The 20,179-nt window shown below is 39.6% G+C and carries 20 protein-coding genes; 17 read left to right on the top strand and 3 right to left on the bottom strand.

What is annotated here, in order from left to right:
* Positions 1–78 precede the first annotated feature (78 nt).
* From nusB to spo0A, 11 genes are all read left to right on the top strand, one after another.
* Positions 79–459, top strand: coding sequence for a transcription antitermination factor NusB (gene nusB, locus JOD45_RS12370; RefSeq protein ID WP_205004208.1), 381 nt, complete (start codon positions 79–81; stop codon positions 457–459).
* Between the two features lie 23 nt (positions 460–482).
* Positions 483–1,343, top strand: coding sequence for a bifunctional methylenetetrahydrofolate dehydrogenase/methenyltetrahydrofolate cyclohydrolase FolD (gene folD, locus JOD45_RS12365; RefSeq protein WP_205004207.1), 861 nt, complete (start codon positions 483–485; stop codon positions 1,341–1,343).
* Between the two features lie 4 nt (positions 1,344–1,347).
* Positions 1,348–2,724 (top strand): exodeoxyribonuclease VII large subunit, encoded by a 1,377-nt coding sequence (gene xseA / locus JOD45_RS12360; protein ID WP_205004206.1) that lies wholly within the window; start codon positions 1,348–1,350, stop codon positions 2,722–2,724.
* Entirely contained in the window at positions 2,696–2,953 is a 258-nt protein-coding gene (gene xseB, locus JOD45_RS12355) for an exodeoxyribonuclease VII small subunit (RefSeq protein WP_205004205.1), read from the top strand. Before xseA ends, xseB begins: the two co-directional genes overlap by 29 nt.
* Complete coding sequence (locus JOD45_RS12350) at positions 2,946–3,836, top strand: polyprenyl synthetase family protein (protein WP_338056095.1); 891 nt, start codon at positions 2,946–2,948, stop codon at positions 3,834–3,836. The genes xseB and JOD45_RS12350 overlap by 8 nt, the downstream gene beginning before the upstream one ends.
* A 688-nt stretch (positions 3,837–4,524) precedes the next feature.
* Positions 4,525–5,136, top strand: a complete 612-nt coding sequence (locus JOD45_RS12345; protein ID WP_205004204.1) for a hypothetical protein — start codon at positions 4,525–4,527, stop codon at positions 5,134–5,136.
* Between the two features lie 19 nt (positions 5,137–5,155).
* Complete coding sequence (dxs, locus tag JOD45_RS12340) at positions 5,156–7,048, top strand: 1-deoxy-D-xylulose-5-phosphate synthase (protein ID WP_205004203.1); 1,893 nt, start codon at positions 5,156–5,158, stop codon at positions 7,046–7,048.
* Positions 7,049–7,050: 2 nt separating this feature from the next.
* Entirely contained in the window at positions 7,051–7,863 is an 813-nt protein-coding gene (locus JOD45_RS12335; protein WP_205004202.1) for a TlyA family RNA methyltransferase, read from the top strand.
* A 156-nt stretch (positions 7,864–8,019) separates the two neighbouring features.
* Positions 8,020–9,717 (top strand): DNA repair protein RecN, encoded by a 1,698-nt coding sequence (gene recN, locus JOD45_RS12330; RefSeq protein ID WP_205004201.1) that lies wholly within the window; start codon positions 8,020–8,022, stop codon positions 9,715–9,717.
* A gap of 124 nt (positions 9,718–9,841) precedes the next feature.
* Positions 9,842–11,134 carry a SpoIVB peptidase gene (gene spoIVB / locus JOD45_RS12325; RefSeq protein WP_205004200.1) on the top strand — a complete coding sequence of 431 codons (1,293 nt, stop codon included), beginning with the start codon at positions 9,842–9,844 and terminating at the stop codon, positions 11,132–11,134.
* Positions 11,135–11,352: 218 nt separating this feature from the next.
* Positions 11,353–12,144 carry a sporulation transcription factor Spo0A gene (spo0A, locus tag JOD45_RS12320; RefSeq protein WP_205004199.1) on the top strand — a complete coding sequence of 264 codons (792 nt, stop codon included), beginning with the start codon at positions 11,353–11,355 and terminating at the stop codon, positions 12,142–12,144.
* A 126-nt stretch (positions 12,145–12,270) separates the two neighbouring features.
* On the opposite strand, the gene JOD45_RS12315 is transcribed toward spo0A, so the two are convergent.
* Positions 12,271–12,924 carry a phosphatase PAP2 family protein gene (locus JOD45_RS12315; RefSeq protein ID WP_205004198.1) on the bottom strand — a complete coding sequence of 218 codons (654 nt, stop codon included), beginning with the start codon at positions 12,922–12,924 and terminating at the stop codon, positions 12,271–12,273.
* Positions 12,925–13,380: 456 nt separating this feature from the next.
* Between JOD45_RS12315 and JOD45_RS12310 the strand changes: the two genes are divergently transcribed.
* The 4 genes from JOD45_RS12310 to JOD45_RS12295 all read left to right on the top strand — a co-directional run bounded on the left by JOD45_RS12310 (position 13,381) and on the right by JOD45_RS12295 (position 15,586).
* Positions 13,381–13,791 carry a thioesterase family protein gene (locus JOD45_RS12310; RefSeq protein ID WP_205004197.1) on the top strand — a complete coding sequence of 137 codons (411 nt, stop codon included), beginning with the start codon at positions 13,381–13,383 and terminating at the stop codon, positions 13,789–13,791.
* A 145-nt stretch (positions 13,792–13,936) separates the two neighbouring features.
* On the top strand, positions 13,937–14,698 hold the full coding sequence (locus JOD45_RS12305; RefSeq protein WP_205004196.1) for an SDR family NAD(P)-dependent oxidoreductase: 762 nt from the start codon (positions 13,937–13,939) through the stop codon (positions 14,696–14,698).
* A 28-nt stretch (positions 14,699–14,726) separates the two neighbouring features.
* On the top strand, positions 14,727–15,176 hold the full coding sequence (locus tag JOD45_RS12300; protein ID WP_205004195.1) for a MaoC family dehydratase N-terminal domain-containing protein: 450 nt from the start codon (positions 14,727–14,729) through the stop codon (positions 15,174–15,176).
* The gene (locus JOD45_RS12295) at positions 15,173–15,586 is read left to right on the top strand and encodes a MaoC/PaaZ C-terminal domain-containing protein (RefSeq protein ID WP_205004194.1); all 414 of its coding nucleotides are present in this window, start codon (positions 15,173–15,175) and stop codon (positions 15,584–15,586) included. The genes JOD45_RS12300 and JOD45_RS12295 overlap by 4 nt, the downstream gene beginning before the upstream one ends.
* Before the next feature lie 52 nt (positions 15,587–15,638).
* Here the strand turns inward: JOD45_RS12295 and JOD45_RS12290 are convergent, their stop codons facing one another.
* Both JOD45_RS12290 and JOD45_RS12285 read right to left on the bottom strand, forming a co-directional pair.
* Positions 15,639–15,902, bottom strand: a complete 264-nt coding sequence (locus tag JOD45_RS12290; protein WP_205004193.1) for a DUF4176 domain-containing protein — start codon at positions 15,900–15,902, stop codon at positions 15,639–15,641.
* Between the two features lie 148 nt (positions 15,903–16,050).
* On the bottom strand, positions 16,051–16,596 hold the full coding sequence (locus tag JOD45_RS12285; protein ID WP_205004192.1) for a hypothetical protein: 546 nt from the start codon (positions 16,594–16,596) through the stop codon (positions 16,051–16,053).
* Positions 16,597–16,919: 323 nt separating this feature from the next.
* Here JOD45_RS12285 and JOD45_RS12280 point away from each other — a divergent pair, with 323 nt between their 5' ends.
* Positions 16,920–18,431: a helix-turn-helix domain-containing protein gene (locus tag JOD45_RS12280; protein WP_205004191.1), complete on the top strand. Its 1,512-nt coding sequence runs from the start codon at positions 16,920–16,922 to the stop codon at positions 18,429–18,431.
* 173 nt (positions 18,432–18,604) lie between these two features.
* Positions 18,605–20,083 carry a multicopper oxidase domain-containing protein gene (locus tag JOD45_RS12275; RefSeq protein ID WP_205004190.1) on the top strand — a complete coding sequence of 493 codons (1,479 nt, stop codon included), beginning with the start codon at positions 18,605–18,607 and terminating at the stop codon, positions 20,081–20,083.
* The last annotated feature ends 96 nt before the right edge of the window (positions 20,084–20,179 follow it).

Here is a 20,179-nt window from a genome sequence, read left to right as displayed (position 1 = left end):
AGTGTATAACTAAAGTTGAATGTTATACTTCATTATGGTTACTATTTGATAAACGCTTAAAAACAGAGGAGTCAAGTTATGAATCGAAGACAAGCCAGAGAAAAAGCTGTCCAAGCCTTGTTTCAAATCACCTTGAGTGATACAGACCCGGAAGAGGCAATTGAAAATGTGACCCATCAAAAAGGGGCCGATCCGTTCTTAATGCAATTAGTTCAAGAAACAGTCAGCCATTTAGATGATATTGATGAGGTCATTAAAACCCATCTAGTCAATTGGCAATTTAACCGAATCGGCAATATCGATAAAACAATTTTACGGTTAGCCGTATGTGAATTGAATTATTTTGAAGATATCCCTTCTAATGTAACGCTGAATGAAGCAATCGAGTTATCAAAAACATTTGGTGATGAAAAGACAAGAAAGTTTGTCAATGGAGTGCTTGCTAAAATTGTAAAATAATAAGTTTAAGGGAGAGGTGCCGAATGACTGCAAAATTAATCAATGGCAAAGAAATTGCCAAAGACAAACGCCAAGCCATGAAACAAACCATTGAAGAGTTAAAGAACAAAAATATTCATCCCGGGCTTGCGGTATTATTAGTTGGGGAAAATCCAGCTTCCTTATCTTATGTTAAAGGAAAGATTAGAGACTGCGAAGAAGTTGGCATCCATTCTGAATTGAAACAGTATCCAACATCAATATCTGAAGATGACCTTTTAAATGAAATAAAAAAATATAATCAAGCGGATCATATTGACGGCATCCTCGTGCAATTGCCGCTTCCGGATCATATTTCCGAACAAAAAGTGATTGAAACAATCAGCCCGGAAAAAGATGTAGACGGATTTCATCCGATAAGCCTCGGGAAAATGTTAGCCGGACAGGACACATTTTTGCCGTGTACGCCATTTGGGATCATTGATATGGTTAAGCGCATGAATATTGAAATATCCGGGAAGCACGTTGTCATTGTCGGCCGCAGCAATATTGTCGGCAAGCCGGCAGGACAGTTGTTTCTTAATGAAAATGCTACAGTTACATACTGCCATTCAAAAACTCAAGATTTGCGTTATTATACCAAACAAGCTGATATTCTCGTTGTTGCCGCAGGTAAAGCAGAACTCATCGGCCGGGAGGATGTCAAAGAAGGCGCCGTCGTTATTGATGTAGGCATGAATCGCAATGATTCAGGCAAGCTGGTTGGTGATGTTGCATTTGATGAAGTAAAAGAAAAAGCGGGCTATATTACACCAGTCCCAGGCGGTGTCGGACCTATGACACGTACAATGCTCCTTCATAACACCATTAAAGCGGCAAAACTCCGCAAAGGAAAGGATATATAATAAAGTGGATCAAGAGAGATACATCAGTGTCAGTACGCTGACCAGGTATCTTAAGAGAAGATTGGAATCTGATCACCGCCTTCAAGATGTTTGGTTAAGAGGAGAAATTTCAAATTTCAAAAGACATACCCGCGGGCATATGTATTTAACCTTGAAAGATAATCACTCGCGTATCCAGGCTGTCATGTTTTCCAGTCAAAACAAAAAATTGCCTTTCCACCCAGAGGACGGCATGAAGGTTCTGATCCGCGGGGAAGTTTCCGTATATGAGCCTTATGGGCAATATCAGCTTTATATTAAAGAGATGCAGCAAGACGGCATCGGCAACCTGTTTCTCGCCTTTGAGGCTTTAAAAAAGAAATTGGCTGAGCAAGGTTTTTTTGCGGAAGAAAAGAAAAAACCTTTGCCGGCTGTACCAAGTGAAATTGGTGTCATTACTTCGCCTTCTGGAGCGGCCATAAGGGACATTTTTACAACTGTCAAAAGACGCTTTCCGGCTGCAAGGATAACTGTATTTCCTGTTTTAGTTCAGGGGGATAAGGCTGCAGATTCTATTGCCCGGGCAATCAACCATGCCAATGCCATGGGTTCTATCGATGTCCTGATCGTCGGCCGCGGCGGCGGATCTATTGAAGAATTGTGGGCGTTCAATGAAGAGATTGTTGCCCAATCAATTTTTGATTCTGCTATTCCAATAATTTCAGCTGTCGGCCATGAGACGGATTTCACAATCGCCGACTTTGTCGCTGATATTCGGGCGGCGACACCGACAGCTGCGGGCGAGTTAGCTGTTCCGAATGTTGAAGAGCTGATGAGCCGCATAAATGATCGGCTTGGCCGGCTCAATTATGCTATGAAACGAAAAGTGGAGCAGGAAAGAGAGAAACTGCACCGCTTAAAGAACTCATATGCTTTCCGTTATCCTGCCCAGCTGATGAGGCAAAAAGAGCAAGATTTGGACAGGCTGATTGCACAAGTAATGAAAAATGCAAAAAGACACTTACAACTGAATAGGGAAAAGGCTGGCCACCATTTGCGTTTGTTATATAAACATCATCCAGCCGAACAAATAAAACGATCAAAAAAACAAGTCAATGATTTATCAGTTCGTCTTAAACGGGCCATGGCCATTCAAAATAAACAAAAGCAAAATGATTTAAAACAATTAATAGCCCAGTTAAATGCGCTTAGTCCATTAAAAGTAATGGAACGCGGCTATAGTCTCGCTTATGATGAAGAGAACCGTTTGGTAAAAACAGTGGAACAAGTACAGCCCGGTGATCCATTAAAAATAAAAATGACGGACGGTATCCTTGATTGTCAAGTTTGGGGAATAGAGGAGAGTGAGTCCTATGTCCGAAGAAAAGAAAAAGGAAAATGAACAACATCTGAGTTTTGAAGAAGCCATGGCGAATCTTGAGGAAATCGTTAAACGTTTGGAGGAAAATGATGTTCCTCTTGAAGAGGCCATAGATTTATTTCAACAGGGTGTTTCCCTATCAAAACAATGCCATCAAAGACTGCAAAAAGTTGAAGAAAAAATGGACCAAATCATTGAAGCAGATGAAATAAGACCGTTTAAAATTCAGGAGGAAGACATGGGTGAATAACGATTTTAACCAATATCTTAAGGATAAAAAGCAATTGATAGATACAGCTTTGCCCGACTACATTACAAAATTGCAAGCTCCCGATCTTTTGAAAAAATCAATGATTTATTCGTTGAAAGCGGGCGGCAAGAGACTGCGGCCAATCCTTTTAATAGCTTCAATTGAAGCGCTGGGCCACGACGGACAAAAAGGCATTGAAACGGCTGTTGCTCTTGAAATGATTCATACGTATTCATTAATCCATGATGATTTGCCGGCTATGGATAATGATGACTTGCGGCGCGGGCAGCCAACCAATCATAAGGTCTATGGCGATGCCACGGCAATACTCGCGGGAGATGCTTTACTTACTTATGCTTTTGAATGTATTGCAAGCATTGAGCATCCGGAAATCGACAGCGATATGAAAATGGCTTTAATAAAGAAACTGGCAAACGCTGCCGGACCTGAAGGAATGGTCGGCGGCCAACAAGATGATTTAATCGCCGAAGGAAAATCATTAACCATAGAAGAACTGGAAAGCATTCACTTGAGAAAAACAGGCCGGCTATTGGGATTTGCTGTTGAAGCGGGAGCCATTCTCGGTCAAGCGAATGAACAGCAAGCCAGTCATCTTTCAGATTTTGCGAAACACCTCGGGATTGCCTTTCAAATTAAAGACGATATATTAGATATTATCGGCGATCAAACGAAACTGGGCAAACCTGTCGGCAGTGATGTCACTAATGATAAGAATACTTATCCTAAATTGCTGACACTGGATGGCGCCAAAGAAAAAATGAATAAGCATGCGGATGCTGCTCTGCACCACTTAACAGCGGCGAATATTGACTCATACCTATTGCAGCAGTTAATGGGCTATGTTTTAGACAGAAACCATTAAGAACCTTTTTGCATTTTTGATAATAAATTATCACATTGAGTCTTATACTATAATATGTTATGATAATAGGTAGAATGTAAAGGTGGTGCAGTATTCTAGTCAGTCTTCCTGTTTCTGAAGGCGGGGCTAAAAATCCGCCAAAGGGCACATCGATGAAGTTCTTAGTGTTGGCTTGGGGCGCCCAGCCTTGGGTCAATGCTGGGAGTAAAGAAAGTAGGGCGATCCACAAGGGCATGTGGGCGATGACCCTGCTTTCGCGGAGGCTCACTTTTGACTATTCAAAAGTGAGAAAAACCTGGTTGTTGGCCGAAGATTCGGTACGACAAGCAGCGTAGCCTGCCTTGAGTGGAGTTTGAGGGGATTATGATTATTTAGGAGTATGATCTGTTTGGCCGACGATCAGATTTCTTATCATATGAAATCATCTCTGCAAAAGAGGCTAGGAAACAGCGTTGGCTGTTGAGGAAAACTCCTAGACTGTTCGCATTTCGACATTTGGAAAGGATTATAGTGCGGTCTAAGTGGCGATCCAGTTCAACGTTTGGCGACAGCGTTGGCAAGGCTTTAAAAGGAAACTGCCAAGGTGGCGACGCCTCGGTAGCCTTGCGGGAAAACCTACTGGACCTTAAGCCGCAGCGTTTACTTTTCAAATGACCACCTTCTCTTATTTTTTACATAGGGGAGTAACATGAAGGTTGATATAAAGAAGTCTTTAAAGTGGACCATTAGCATAGCCGTTATCACATTCGTGTTAGCGGCTCTTTTTTCAGTTGTTTCTAATATTTTACTTAATGGCGTCAGCTGGGCCACCGGAATGATCATTGTTTTGGGCATTGTCCTGATCGGTATTTTTTTTGATATTATAGGCGTTGCGGCAACAGCCGCCCAAGAAATACCATTTCATGCCATGGCTTCGGAAAAAGTTAAAGGCGCTAAGCAGGCGATTGCCATCACTCGCAATGCAGACCGGGTCGCTAATTTCTGTAATGACGTCATAGGCGATATATCCGGCATAGTAAGCGGAACAGCCTCAGCTGTTGTTGTTATTGAGCTGGTGGTTCAATTCGGAAAAGGTGAAGGGACAGCTCTGCAAAATACGGTTTCTGTTCTGCTTACTTCTATCGTTTGCGCTCTTACAGTAGGAGGCAAAGCCTTTGGAAAATCGTTTGCTATGAAGTATTCAACAAATATCATTTTTCAAGTTGGCAGGGCCTTTTACTTTATTGAAGAACATTTTCATATTAAATTATTAGGCAGCGGCAAAAAGAAAAAGAAAACCGCCGGCAGAAACGTCAAATAATTAAGGTGAGTGATGACTCATGAAGCTAAAAGATATTAAGAACCCGGATGTTTTAAAGGGCATGGATGTTAAAGAAATGGAGGCCCTTGCAGCTGAGATCAGGGAATTTTTAATCACCAAGCTTTCAAAAACAGGTGGACACATTGCTCCTAACCTAGGTGTGGTGGAGCTTACTTTAGTTTTGCATAAATTGTTTGAAAGCCCGAAAGACAAATTAATATGGGATGTTGGACATCAATCGTATGTCCATAAAATTTTAACCGGCCGCTCGGAACAGTTTAGCACACTGCGCCAATACAAAGGTTTATGCGGTTTCCCTAAGCGTTCGGAAAGCGAACATGATGTATGGGAGACTGGACATAGTTCAACGTCGCTGTCCGCTGCAATGGGCATGGCAGCGGCTCGGGATATTAGAGGAACGAACGAGCAAATAGTGCCTATTATTGGCGATGGCGCACTGACTGGCGGCATGGCTTTGGAAGCACTTAACCATATTGGACACGAGAAGACCAATATGGTTATCATCTTAAATGATAATGAAATGTCAATAGCTCCCAATGTAGGGGCTATGCACAATATGCTTGGAAGGCTGAGAACTGCCGGAAAATATAAGAAGGTCAAAGATGATCTGGAATACTTAATGAAGAAAATCCCGGCATTCGGCGGAAAAATTGCAAGTGCTGCTGAACGCTTAAAAGATTCAGTGAAGTATATGCTTGTTTCCGGCATCTTTTTTGAGGAGCTTGGCATCACTTATTTAGGGCCTGTCGACGGACATAATATCAGCAATTTGATTGAGAATATAAATTATGCTAAAAAGACAAAAGGTCCGGTGCTTGTTCACGTTCTAACGCAAAAGGGAAAAGGCTATAAACCGGCTGAATCAGATGTTTCCGGAAAATGGCACGGCACAGGTCCGTATAAAATAGAATCAGGCGACTTTATTAAACCGGTCGATGCGCCGCCGGCATACAGCAAAGTTGTCAGCGAAACACTAAGAACGGTTGCCAGAAAAGATGACCGTGTTGTGGTGATCACTCCTGCAATGGTTATCGGATCTAAATTAGAGGGCTTTGCGGAAGAGTTTCCAAACCGGCTCTTTGATGTGGGGATTGCTGAACAGCATGCGACAACGATGGCGGCAGGTTTGGCTGTTCAGGGCATGAAACCCGTTGTCTCTATTTATTCAACATTTATGCAGCGTGCTTATGATCAAATTGTACACGATGTATGCAGACAAAACCTGAATGTTGTCTTCTCTGTTGACCGTTCGGGACTCGTTGGCGCTGATGGAGAGACGCATCAAGGCGTATTTGATATTGCGTTCCTTAGAAGTTTGCCGAATATGGTTATAGGCATGGGCAAAGACGAAAATGAATGTCAGCATCTCGTATATACCGCTCTAAAATATGATAAGGGGCCTATTGCGGTAAGATGTCCTAGAGGCAACGGACTAGGTGTTCATATGGACAAAGAATTGCAAGAGCTGCCAATAGGCAAGTGGGAAACATTAAAAGAAGGCAGCGACATTGCTATCCTTTCATTTGGCCCTATGCTTGAAACGGTTATGGAGGCAGCCAAGCAATTGCAGGCGGACGGCATTTCTGTTAATGTGATCAATGCAAGGTTTATTAAGCCGTTGGATCATGAGATGTTAAGACATATCGCTGAAAGGCATATGCCTGTTTTAACTGTTGAGGAAAGCGTGTTGCAAGGCGGTTTTGGAAGTGCAGTACTGGAATTTTTCCATAATGAAGGCTACCACGATATGGTGGTTGACCGAATGGGCATTCCTGATCGATTTATAGAGCATGGCAGTGTGAAAGATCTGCTTAAGGAAATTGGATTGACCTCCGAGAATATTTACCGCCATGCCAAAAAATTAATTCCAAACCATCGTCAGAGGGCATAATTATGAAGGAAAGAATAGACATCATGCTCGTCAGAAAAGGCTTTTTTGATTCCAGAGAAAAAGCGCAAAAGGCCATTATGGCGGGCTTGGTTTTTTCTAAACAGCAAAGAATTGATAAACCAGGTACAAAAATAGACAGCGATGCAAGCATTGAAGTAAAGGGCAACCCTCTTCCGTATGTCGGCCGGGGAGGGCTAAAACTAGAAAAGGCTCTCAAGGTTTTTAATTTCCCAGTTGAAAATAAAATCATGCTGGATATCGGTTCTTCGACCGGCGGTTTTACTGATTGCGCGCTTCAAAACGGGGCAAGGCTTGTCTATGCATTGGATGTTGGCTACAATCAGCTGGCTTGGAAGCTTAGAAACGATGATCGGGTCATTGTTATGGAAAGAACCAACTTCCGCTACTCAAAACCAGAAGATTTTCAGCACGGATTACCGGAAGTCGCTACAATGGATGTTTCTTTTATCTCAATAAAAAAGATGCTGCCGGTTCTTTCCCATATTCTGATTCCGGACGGACAAGCAGTTACTTTAATAAAGCCTCAATTTGAAGCTGGAAAAGAAGAGGTTGGCAAAAAGGGGATTGTAAAAAATCCGGCGACCCATTTCCATGTGATTAGAGATATATTGGATTTTGCTTCGTCTTTAGGTTATGACATCATTGCGCTTGACTTTTCCCCGGTGACAGGCGGAGACGGCAACATTGAATTTTTGGCCCATCTGGAATGGAAAAGCCCAAGCATGACAGGAAGAAACATCAGTGACAATGATATTCGCAAAGTTGTTGATGAAGCGCATGCTCAATTAAAATAGGAACTCGTCAAGAGGACGGGTTCCTTTTTTGCGTTAAAATAGTTTTAAGGATTAGTGAACCGCGATTTTCTTGACTTGACGAAATGAGACGAATCACGTAACAATAAATAGAGAACAAAAATTCGGGTCAATATCAGATAAAGGGGTTTAGTTACTTTGCTAATAGAATGCCGAGTTGAAAATTTTGCAATTATAGAAAAGTTGAATATTTCTTTTGAACAAGGGCTGACTGTATTTACAGGTGAAACTGGAGCGGGAAAATCAATTATCATCGATGCGATTAGTTTGCTTATCGGCGGAAGAGGCTCTGCAGAATATGTCCGGCATGGCGCCAAAAAAGCTGAGATTGAAGCGCTGTTTGAAATTAATGATACACATCCCGCATTATCTGCTCTAGAAGATTTAGGCATTGAATGCCCTGATCAAATGATCGTGATTCGCCGGCAAATTTCCGAAACCGGAAAGAGCGTATGCAGAATAAATGGTAAATTAGTCACGTTATCTCACTTAAAGGAAGTTGGCCAAAAACTCGTCGATATTCATGGCCAGCATGAGCACCAAGAGCTAATGCACCCGGAAAAGCATATCGGGCTGTTAGATCGGTTTGGCGGCGAGCAGCTGCAAAAGTTGAAAAAACAATATCAAGATTGTTATACAGAAACACAACATATATATAAACAAATTCAAAAACTTAATAAAAATGAGCAGCAGTTAGCCCAGCGAATCGATCTTCTTAAATATCAAATAAAGGAAATTACTGAAGCCAATCTCAAAGATAATGAAGAAGAAGAACTTTTAGAAGAACGCAAGCAACTCGTTAATTTTGAAAAGTTGTATCAATCAATGCAAATCAGTTATGAAGCCTTATACGGCGAGAATAAAGGACTTGACTTTATAAGGCAAGCAGTGAATCACCTAGAATCGATTCAAGAATTAGATGCAAATATAAAAGCGATTTCTAATGCCGTTTCTAACAGCTTTTACATATTAGAAGAAAATGCGTTCGCCTTAAGAGAACATTTGGAACAGCTGGAATACCAGCCTGAACGATTAAATATGATTGAAACCAGATTAAGCGAAATTGGTTTATTAAAGAAAAAATACGGACAAACTGTTAAAGACATTCTTGAATATTTAAAGAGTATTGAAAAGGAATACCAAGATTTATCTAATCATGATCAAACCATCGGCGAACTCGAAAAGAAACTGGCGAAACAGCTTGACATTCTTAAGGATAAAGCAACAAAACTGTCGCTTAAACGCCGCCGGATTGCAGCTGATTTATCCAAGGCGATAAACCGTGAATTAAAAGATCTGCATATGGGAAAAGCGGTATTTGAGGTTAAAATAACAACGCCTGATCAGTTGGATGATTTTAATTTTTATCATATACAAGGCATTGATGAAGTCGAATTTTTAATTTCTACAAATCCGGGCGAACCGTTAAAAGCATTGGCTAAAATTGCTTCAGGCGGAGAAATGTCTAGAATTATGTTAGCCATTAAATCAAATTTTAAATCGTTGGTCGGTCTTACTTCGATTATATTTGATGAGGTTGACACGGGTGTCAGCGGCAGAGTGGCCCAGGCAATGGCGGAAAAAATTTATCAATTATCTCATGCTTCTCAAGTTTTTTGTATTACGCATTTGCCCCAAGTTGCTGCAATGGCTGATCAGCACCTTTATATATCCAAAGAGGTATCGAATAAACGGACGGCAACAAAAGTGAAAACTTTGGATGATAAGGAGAAAATTGCCGAAATAGGCCGGATGATTTCCGGAGTAGAAATGACTGACCTTACAAAAAAGCATGCTGAGGAACTGCTAAAATTGGCTAAGGAAATAAAATCATAACTAAGAATCGCTATCCAACAATGGATAGCATTTTATTTACATCGGGTTATAAATATCTAAGGCAAAGGCAAACTTATAAATGCAACAAATAAAGGGTGTGGGTTAGGAGTGAGGAGAGTGATTTATGAAAGACTGGATAAGGCGGATAACAGGTATAGTTCTTCTCGGCTTTATTGTAAGCTTGGGATTTCTCCAACCTGTTAAAGAATATTTAAATATACCTGATCATATGACTTTATTTCAAAATCAAACATCTGCACTTGCTTCGCATATACCGCAGGGGATTCGCTTGAAATTCCAAAATAAAGCAGTTGCTAACGGTTCTGCAGCTCATCAACAGCTTCATTTAAAGGGGAATTTAACCGGAAAGACGGATATGCTTTTAACAGCGGGACATATGCCCGTTAAAAAGGTGGATGTGAGAGTGTTGCCCGATCTTCGCTTAATACCAGGCGGTGAATCCATTGGTGTTAAACTCAACACCTTAGGAGTGCTCGTTGTCGGCTATCATTTAGTTGATACAGAAAATGGACAAAAATCCCCTGGTGAAGCAGCAGGGGTAGAAGTTGGGGATATTATAACAAAAATTAATGGAAAAAAGATCAAAAGCATGTCGGATGTTAAACAACTAGTAACTGATGCGAAAGATCATGAACCATTAAAATTAAATATTATCAGGCATAACCAAAAAATAACTAAAAAATTGACACCGTTAAAAGATAAATCCGATCATAAACCGCAAATTGGGTTATATATACGCGACTCCGCGGCCGGCATTGGAACATTGACTTTTTATGATCCTAAATCTGAAAAATACGGAGCCTTAGGCCATGTTATCTCAGATGTCGATACTAAACAGCCGATTGTTGTCAGTGATGGACAAATTCTTAAATCGACTGTTACGGCTATTGATCGCGGCGAAAATGGACAACCTGGCGAAAAGATTGCTTCATTTCCCGCAGATGAAAAGCCAATAGGCAAAATTAATAAAAATACACCGTTTGGCATATATGGCAGTTTAAATCAAACTGTAAATAACGGTATAATGAATAAGGCACTGCCTATTGCATTATCAGATGAGGTCAAAGAAGGGCCCGCAAAAATTTTAACCGTATTAAATGGAAATAAAGTTCAGGCCTTTGATATTAAAATTTTGAGTTCTGTTCCGCAAAAATTTCCTGCAACCAAAGGTTTGGTCATTAAAGTAACTGATAAACGATTATTGAAAGCAACCGGAGGCATTGTTCAAGGCATGAGCGGCAGTCCCATCATACAAAACGGCAAAATTGTCGGTGCGGTGACTCATGTTTTTGTTAATGATCCGACCTCAGGCTACGGTGTTCATATTGAGTGGATGCTTCAGGAAGCCGGCATAAATATATATCAAAATAATCATGAAAGGAAGGCAGTGAGCTAGGGAATCCAAGCTCCTTCCCTTCTTTACATATTTTTCGACAAAATAATAATTGCATAAATGTCAAATGACTAAAATGGTCGAATGGGGAAGCAATTGCATGAAAAAGAAAGAAAGGCATAAAAAATAGTATTATATTCACAAAAAAATAAAAAAGGGGAAAATATTATTCGTGTCGAAATCATATGATGTAGAAATATGATCTGGAGGAGGAACAATTTGTGGAGAAAATAAAAGTATGTTTGACAGATGACAATCAGGAACTTATAAAGCTTATCCAAGAATACTTAGAAAATCAAGAGGATATTGAAGTAGTTGGTACGGCTTATAATGGACAGGAATGTCTTTCACTTATAAAAGAAGTTAGACCGGATGTTCTTGTTTTAGATATCATCATGCCGCATTTAGACGGATTAGGGGTGCTTGAACAAATCAGACAAGACGCCGAACTTCCCGACCCAAATGTCATTATGTTGACAGCATTTGGACAGGAGGATGTGACGAAGAAAGCTGTGGAATTAGGCGCGTCGTATTTTATACTAAAACCATTTGATATGGAGAATCTGGTCAATAATATTCGTCAAGTTGCCGGAAAACAACGCGCTTCCGTACCTCAAGCCAAGCGAAATTCAGTCATAAATACCGCAAATAATAAACCTCAAAACCTCGATGCAAGCATTACAAGCATTATTCACGAAATCGGTGTCCCTGCCCATATTAAGGGATATATGTACCTTCGTGAAGCTATTTCTATGGTTTATAATGATATCGAGCTGCTTGGCTCGATTACAAAAGTGCTATACCCAGATATCGCGAAAAAATACAAAACAACTTCAAGCCGTGTAGAACGGGCGATTCGTCATGCCATTGAAGTAGCTTGGAGCAGAGGCAATATTGAATCCATATCTTCGCTTTTCGGGTATACGGTGTCTATGTCTAAAGCCAAACCTACTAACAGCGAATTCATCGCGATGGTCGCTGATAAATTAAGGATTGAACATAAGGCAGGATGAAACATTTAGATATTCACGCCGGCAATCATTACAATAATATTATTAATTTTAATAAACCAACATATATACTAAAGGATTTAAAAAACCTTCATTTTTGTGATGCAAAAATGAAGGTTTTTTAAGATCTTACTTTTGATATGTTTTCACAAAAATATAAAACGATAAAACAAGGGAAAGCCAAGCCGCGCCGATAAAAATTCCTCCGATAATATCTGTAGGATAATGAACCCCGAGGTAGACCCGCGACCATCCGATTAAGATAACCAATAATAAAGCAGGCGCCATGCCCAGCCAGCTCTTCGATTGTTTGCCGTTTTTGATAAGAATATGAATTAAAAAAAATAAGAGTGCGCCATAAAAGAACACAGAATAAATCATATGCCCGCTTGGAAAGGAACCGTCACTTGCAGGAGCTAAGTGAATGTTATTCGGGCGCGGACGATATAGCATATATTTTAAGGCTGTCCGGCAATAGCGTGCGCCGATGAATCCAACCAGAAAAGTTATAGAGCTAAAGTATTGACGAAGAAAAAAAAGTATAATGCTGATAATAACTGTCATCGTTAAACAAAAGTGGTAATCTCCAAGATGGGTAATGACCAATGCACAAGATGTTTTAAAATCGTTAATGTATCCTCTGGACAATTTTGTGAGGATCTGATCGATAATCCGGACATAGGCTTGATGGCTTTTTATCGACCATGCTGTTAAAAAAAATAAAATCGTGTTGATGAAAAATAACCCTATCCACGTTCCGGGCTTATACATCGCATCTTTCATAGAGCGAATCCCCCTAAGCGTTTATCTGGTTTATAACGGCTTGTTTTCATTCATATGAATGGATATAGCCGTTCATTACAAAATGTTGGACGGCTTTTAAGGATTCACTGACGAAGCTGATTGACTGTCAAGGAGAAGCGGTATCAGCACGTCGGCAGACTTGAATAATCTGAATAAATATAATAATATAAATAGCATACCAACTAGTTAGTTAGTAAATATTTGAGGATTCAGTATATAAAGTATTTAAGGTCTAACAGTTAATGGCATTGTTTGATTTAACAGGACAAAGCAGCTTGCAGTCAAATGGGTCCCTCACAGCCTATTAAAAGAAATTCTTGAAGCCGAATAGACAACACGAGGCATTTTAGCATCATCGGCAGACTATAAAGAAAGGGTTGCTGCAAGGAAAAACGCGGCCGATATAAATGGCTAAAATCAACCAGGAGTGAGAATATGGCATTTCAAACAGAATTTAAAGTGCGTTTTGGAGAAACCGATCTGCTCGGACACGTGAATAATGTCAGTTATTTTACTTATCTTGAACAAGCAAGAGTTGATTTTTTTAAAGCAATCACGCCGGATCCGGAAACTGAAGATTGGTCATACATATTGGCCTCTGTGAAGTGTGATTTTCGTGCACAGGCCTATTTTGATCAGCGCCTTAAGGTGATAACAGAAGTATCGCGTATAGGAGAAAAAAGTTTTGGACTCCATCAGCCTGTCTTCGATGCTGAGACTGGACAACTAATAGCAGAAGGCGATTCAACCATCGTCTATTTCGACTTTAAAGAGCAGAAATCTAAATCGATTCCTGGCAACATAAGGGCAAAACTGCAAGACTACCAATACAGCCTTCATCAATAGGTCTGTATTACAGCCGCCCGGAAAAAGAAATTGAGAAAGTTTTTATTGCAGCAGAGCATCATTAAGAATGTTATTAAAAGCATAAAGGTAAACATTAATAGATCAAGAATCAAATAGATAGTAATCATAGAGGAGGAACAATGATATGAAGCGTTTTGAGGGAAGAGTCGCATTTATTACAGGAGCCAGTAAAGGGATAGGCAAGGCAATTGCGGAGAAATTTGCGATAGAAGGTGCAAAACTTTGCATTATTGATGTTGATGAACAAGTATTGTCGAAAACTTTTTCAGAATTTAAAGACAAAGGGTTTGACGTTTTTCATCAAGTGGCTGATGTATCCAAAAGAGAACAAGTGGAAGCATTTGTTGACAGCGCTGTCAAAGAGTTCGGAAAGATTGATATTCTTGTCAATAATGCCGGTGTTATCCGCGATAACTTATTATTTAAGATGGAAGATTCTGATTGGGACATGGTCATGAACGTCCATTTGAAAGGCTCATTTAACTGCGCCAGAGCTGTTCAAAGATACATGGTAGACAACAAATACGGCAGAATCATTAATTTGTCGTCAACATCTGCGCTTGGCAATCGCGGCCAAGCCAACTATTCAACAGCAAAGGCCGGGCTGCAAGGCTTTACAAAAACTTTAGCGATTGAACTTGGCAAATTCGGCATTACAGCTAACGCTGTTGCTCCGGGCTTTATTGAAACAGATATGACGAGGGCGACCGCAAAACGAATCGGTATTTCATTTGAAGAACTAGTGAAGCACAGCGTCAGTCAAATTCCAGTCGGCAGGAGCGGCAAACCTGAAGATATTGCCAATGCCGTTTTATTCTTTGCCATGGAGGAATCATCATTTGTTAACGGTCAAGTGCTTTATGTCGCCGGCGGGCCAAAAGCATAATAAAAATAATAATGAAGAGGTGACGCGAATGTTTGAACAAGTGATCGGCACCCGTTCAAAAAAAGTTTGCAATATAGTCGAAAAAGGCGCTGTCAAAAAATTTGCCGAGGCTATCGGCGACCCCCATCCAATTTATTTAGATGAAAATTACGCCGAAAAAACAAGATATAAGAAAAATATAGCCCCTCCGACATTTCCAAGGGTATTTGAGTATGGTACGATTCCGGGCTTGGAGCTGCCAAAAGCGGGATTGATTCATGGCGAACAGCACTATGAATATCGCCGGCCGCTTTTTGTCGGCGAAGTGCTGTACTGTTATTCGGAAGTAGAAAATTATTACGAAAAACAAGGAAGCCAAGGAAATTTAGGATTCTTAGTCATTAAAAGCGTCGGTGAGGATGAATTAGGAAATGAAGTCTTTACGTCAAAGCAAGTCGTTGTCATTACTGATGCCGTAAGAAAGGAGATCGCAAAATGACAAATCTTGCAAAACTTCAGCCCGGTGATACATTAGCGGAGGTGCAGCTGGCTCCGGTCTCGAGGCTTGATCTAATTAAATATGCCGGTGCATCCGGTGATTATAATCCGATTCATACCATAGATGCTGAAGCAGAGAAAGCGGGACTTCCCGGCATTATTGCTCACGGCATGTGGACGATGGGCAATTTAAGCAAACTTTTCACACCATATCATGAGGAAGGATTTATCGAGCAATTTTCCACTCGTTTTTCCGGCATGGTATTTTTAAACGATGTGATTACATTAAAAGCCGAATTAACGGAAAAAGAAGCAGGCTGTGCCTTATTTGATGTCATCGCTGAAAAGCAGGACGGCACCCGCGTGATTAAAGGCAAAGTTAAATTCAATCTATATGAGGATAATGAATAAGCATTAAAAAGAAGCAAGGCAGCATAGAAAAGGCTGCCCTGCTCTTAAACTACTATTCTGTTACCTTTAGCAGTTTATGGAACTCTTCTTCCTCTTCGTCTTGATAGCCTTTAAAAATAACTTCCGCAATATCCTCTTGATTGAAAACGTTGGAATACTCGGGACTGATATACCCTTCAGGATACATAACGCCTATGTAATCGTATTCCTTTGTTGTTTCTTTGACTAAAAGCTGACGTCTCCCATAAATCATTAACTTTTTCTTGCCTTGATTTAATAAAACAATCGAATCGTTAGGAAGGAAATTTTGTTCCACGATAATCTCTCCTCAAATAAAACCTTTTATTGTGCATTGGTTTTGTTATCCTTATGTTGTCTTTTTCTTTCTTCTTTTCGCTTTTGCTTTTCTTTCTTTTTTCGTTCTTTCTCTTTTCTTATTCTGTTTTTCGCTTTTATTTCTGCTTTCAGCGGTTTCTCGAATCGGACCAAGTGAATGTTTTTTTCATAAAAAAATATTTGTGCAAGTACATGACACCGCCATATGCGAATAATCCTGAAAAACTTAAATACCAAATGTTCATAATAAAAGCCATGCCAAGGTCATTAAGGATGCTGAAAAGAAAATTAGCTGCGATATATCCGAGACCAATGGCGTAACTGATTGAATCAAATTGAAACATGCCATAGACAAACTTAAATGAAACAACGATGTATCCAAGAGAAATAATGAAGGATAGAACACCGTAAAAAAGGACGAATTCTAATTGTCTATTATAAGGTTTTATACACATTCTTAATGCCCATATATTTATAAAAATAACCGGTAAAATAACGATATATAAATACAAAGGTATAAATGGATTACCGGAAATAGGTTCTATTATAAATGCATCTACAAACATAATAGTTATAACAATAGCTACCCATCTTATATAAGATACTGGCAGGAAAGACAAGTAAACTTGGAAATGTTCAGGCAACTGGCTAAATCTTTTGTTTTCTATTTTCATTGATGCAGCCACCCTGCCGCAGCTTTTAACCCATTATTTACTTTATCTTTTAGATGATCGGTAAGACTTTCTTTTTTTTTACCTACTTTATCCCCTCAGTAAAATAAGATAAAGTAACAGAAGCCCCGAAAATTAGCAGTTTACAATGGTAATCGGCTCTTGAGGCAACTGCAGTATGCATTTCTATATAACTATCTTCAATAAAATGAAAAGATTTGTAATGAAATGGCTGGCATTTGATTTATCATTTTTAAGGCGTTTGCTATCGTATAATTATAAGTAGCAGTTCTATGATTTGCCTTCTTTAAGGATGTGAACAAACGATGCCAAGCATTTTAATAGCGGATCGCGATCAAACGGAACGAACCGGCATCCGCTGGTTCATTCAATCGAACCGTTTGAATTTTGAAACTATTGGTGAAGCGGCGCAATGGGATGAAATGATTGAATATATTAACAGCTATCAACCGGATGTGGTTTGTTTAGAGTTGGAAATGGTGCCTTCGCATAAAATGACGGAAATAACGATGCTTTTGCGGCAATATGTCAAAACTGTTATTTGTTTAACGGCTGAGGCGGTTTTTGAGCGGGCTGTCCAAGCCATTGAATTTCATGGTATTTCGTTATTAATCAAGCCGTTATCACATGAACAATTAAAAAAGAGTTTGTTTCAAGCCTCTCAAAGTTCCTTGGACAAGTTTCGGCAAAACGAAGCCCTGGAATCATCCGCAGGGCAAATTTCTTATCCGGCATTATTTAAAGCTCAGCCTTTAGAGCAAAATGCATACAGCATGATGATTCTGCGTCCCGATAAGAAAGAACATATGCCGATTTTATCTCACTGGCTGGAACAATATACAATCCCGTATCCTGTTCAATATTTTACTTTAAGCAAGGATGTTGTATGCGTATTGCAGATTCCAAAGCAAAATGAAAGTATTATTTTGCAGCAGGAAGGTCAAAGGATTTTGCAAAGGTGGTCAAGTGAATATCCCAACCGCCGGTTAAATATTGCCATTCATCCTGCCTCTGTTTCAGCAGCAAGTCTAAATGAAATGTATTTGAAAACGGTTAATTTATTTAAATTAAGTTTTTTCAAAGGTATGCAGCAGCTGTTTTGGGCGGACAGAGATGTCAGTTTTTATTCTATTGATCCGTTCTTGACTCCAGAAGAGCAAAGGGAGTGGATGGCTTTGCTTGAAGAAGGCAGCAAACAGGGAATCAAAAATTGGCTCTATGAAAATTTTACAAACTTTAAAGCTCCTTATCCCGAACCCGAACTGCTTCGCGTTCGTTTTACAAGCATTCTTGCACAGCTGCGCCGTTTCATGAAAACCTATTATTTAGATCAAAATCATGAGCTGGAAGACTATTACCATAACATTTTTAATACTGTGTTGTTTGATCCCGTTTTATTTAAAATTGTTCAAGAAGTTATTTTATTTGTTTTTGCTTTAATTGACGGGGCGGAGCGCCAAAAAGAAAAGGCGGCTACCGATGTGATTGAACGGGGACTGCGATTTATGGAACAAAATTATCACATTCATCAGTTAAGTTTGAAAGATATTGCCGAATATGTTGGATTGAGCCCGAGCTATTACAGCCACTTAATGACACAATCTAAAGGCCGGTCATTTCGCAGCATCTTGACTGATATCCGGCTTAGGAAAGCGCGGCAGCTGTTGGTAGAAACGACATTGACAATACAAGAAATTACTGACCAAATCGGTTTTACAGATGCTAATTATTTCAGCCGTGTTTTTAAAAAAGCGGCCGGAAAATCTCCAAGGGCTTACCGTCAACAAGAAAAAAGCAAGAAATCAAAAGAGAAATAAGAGATTATCCTCAGCAGTAAAGCTAAAATATGATAATATCTATACTGAGTGCAGCTGAATTTTAAGATGCCTTGGATTGGAAACTTTAATCATTAATCGCATTGATTCAGCAATAACGATCTACAATTGATTTTAAAGCCAATTAACAAAATACGATCCAAAGGAAGGGTGCTATGAAAAAGCTTTTAACCATCGGCATTTTATTATTAGCATTATTTTTAGCTGGCTGCGGCAGTCAGGAAGAAATGAAAGACATGAATCAATCGAACAAGAGTAAAGAAGATATGTCCGATATGGTGCACGATAGTACCGTACCGTTGAAGTCTTCAAAAGGGAAAAACGAAATCACTTTTCCGAAAATATTAAAACCTGATTCAGTTGATGGCCATCATGTCAGTTATACGATAACTGCGCAGCAAAGAAAGACAGCATTTTATCCGGGCCATAAGTCAGATACTTTCGGCTATAACGGCAATTTATTAGGACCTGTAGTGAAATTAAAAAAGGGCCAGAATGTGAAAATTAAATTAGTCAATCATTTGAATGAGGATACAACGTTTCATTGGCACGGATTAGAAGTCCCTGGAGATGTTGACGGGGGGCCTGATCAAGTCTTAAAGCCGGGTGAAGAAAAAAATATTTCATTCAAAGTAAATCAGCCGGCAGCGACGTTATGGTTCCACCCTCATCCCTCTCCTCACACAGGGGAACAAGTCTATAAAGGATTGGCAGGCTTAATTTATATTGAAGACAATAATAAAAATGCTGAAAAGCTGCCGCATGAATATGGCGTTAACGATCTTCCGTTAATTCTTCAAGATAAGTCATTTGATTCTAATAAACAATTAGATTATGAAAAGGCCAAGAATGATGATGGTACCACGGGCAATACAGGTTTAGTCAACGGGAAAGTCGATCCGAAGTTGACCGTGAACAAAGGATTGGTGCGATTGCGAATCTTAAATGCTTCGAATGCAAGAGTCTATCATTTAAAATTTGATAACGGCATGAAGTTTGACCATATAGCATCAGATGGCGGGTATCTAAATAAGCCAAAAAAAGTTTCAGAGATTCAAATGGCGCCGTCAGAAAGAAATGAAATACTTGTTGATTTTTCAAAAGTTAAAGGAGATCATGTCAACCTCGTTAATGAAGATGGAAAGGTGATATTGCCGATCCATTTCATTGATAGTCATCAATCATTTCAGGCATCTGATGAAAAAATAAGCACTCTAAATCTAAATAATGTTAAAGTATCTCCTAAAGAAAAGGAAATGAAAGCAACTAAAAAAGTTGTATTAGCAGGCATGGGTCAGAACGTAACCATTAATGGTAAAAAATTTGATAAAAATAGAATAGATTTAAAACAAAAAGTGAATAAAACCGAAATTTGGGAAATTGAAAATAAAAAAGGTGCTATGGGAGGAATGGTCCATCCATTTCATCTTCACGGCACGCAATTTAAAGTTATTTCTGTAGACGGCAAAAATCCACCGGAAGAGATGCAAGGCTATAAGGATACAATATCTTTAAATCCGGGACAAAAAGTAAAAATTGCCGTTAGATTTAATCATAAAGGGATCTATATGTTCCATTGCCATAACCTGGAGCATGAAGATAATGGTATGATGGGTCACATCAAAGTTTCATAACAAAGGGCTTGTCTGATAAGTCCTTAAAATGAAGGGCTTGTCTGATAAGTCCTTAAAATGAAGCAAGTGGAGAAAAACAAATTGTTTTTCTCCACT

It is taken from the genome of Scopulibacillus daqui (genome assembly GCF_016908855.1).
GTDB lineage: Bacteria > Bacillota > Bacilli > Bacillales > Sporolactobacillaceae > Scopulibacillus_A > Scopulibacillus_A daqui.
Note: the sequence above shows the minus strand (reverse complement) of the source record. Positions and strands in the feature narration are given on the sequence as shown.